We start from the raw sequence: 1,155 nt of genomic DNA, 5'->3' as shown, positions 1-1,155 counted from the left end.
TTTGTAATTAATACAAACCAACCGGCTGCATCAACTTCATTTTTGAATTTAGCTTTACTATATTCAGCGTCACATTCTCCAGGTGATTTTACTTTAAAAGTATGAAATCTCATCGAAGATGGTTTTATAGGTAGTTGTCGCCCTAACTTTTCTACTTCTTGAACTTCCTTATTCCTGTCTCTAAGAATAGTTTTAGTTTCTACTGCTGCTTTGTCTGCAGAATATACGGCAACTGCTTTGTACTTAGAGTCTGCATAATTGATTATTTCTTGGTAGTAGTACTCTGTACTTCCTTCCAGTAATTGTAAATTTGCATGACCCATTGAGTTAGCTTTTGCTAGGATAGTTCTGTGAGCAATTGTCTTAGATTTCAATATAGTAACGACATTGATACCCAAATCCTCTAGGTACTTTAAGTTTTCTTTACTTGCTGCACCTTGATCCATCACTATCATTTCGATCTTTGGTATGCTTTTCTTCGCGATTTCTCCAGCTCTTTTTAAGTAAGAGCTATCGTTAACATTTCCTCGATAGATCTCAAGGAAGATAGGTAAATGAGTTCTTGTTCCTTTACCCACAGCTAAGTTTACTTGCTTTAACCTTTCTCCTGTTTTTGATTTACCCCAAGCGGCGTTTTTCAAATTATTAGAGTAAGTTGTGATATTCGAGAAGTCTAGATAGATAGCTGAAGTTTCTTTTAGAAATGCAGCTAACTCCTTGTAGAACAATTCCATTTTATCTACTTCGAAAGACATGAAGAACTCAGAAAAACGTTGTGACGACATGTGCCAACGTTCTGATAAGTTCATTTCTTTGGCAAATAAATTGAAGTTGTGAGTAGCGTTATACTTATCCGTATAAATACAGAAAGCAGCCCAGTTGATTATTTTGGTAGCGACTTCTGGTGACCAAATACTTGAAAGAATTTTGATTAAGTTAAACTTATTTGCAATGTAATAAACTTGGTCAATAAAAGAATTTGTGTTAAATTTTTCGTTCAGAATCTCATGCGATTCAGCTTTTGAGTAGTCTGTAGTTTCGATTATATCTTTAGGATTAATAACAACTTTTTCTTTTACCTCTTCCTTAGAAACGCTATCTTCAACTTTAGAAGAGCTATCTTCAACTTTAGAAGTGCTATCTTCAACTTTCGCA

At 34.4% G+C, this 1,155-nt stretch carries 1 protein-coding gene; it reads right to left on the bottom strand.

All coding sequences use genetic code 11. The features are described 5' to 3' along the window. A partial coding sequence (locus CKF54_RS00775) for a transposase (RefSeq protein ID WP_147396795.1) occupies positions 1–1,155 on the bottom strand: 1,155 nt, incomplete at both ends.

This window comes from Psittacicella hinzii (assembly GCF_003585885.1).
Taxonomy (GTDB): domain Bacteria; phylum Pseudomonadota; class Gammaproteobacteria; order Enterobacterales; family Psittacicellaceae; genus Psittacicella.
The sequence above is the reverse complement of the archived record's forward strand: the minus strand, read 5'-3'. Positions and strand labels throughout refer to the sequence as shown.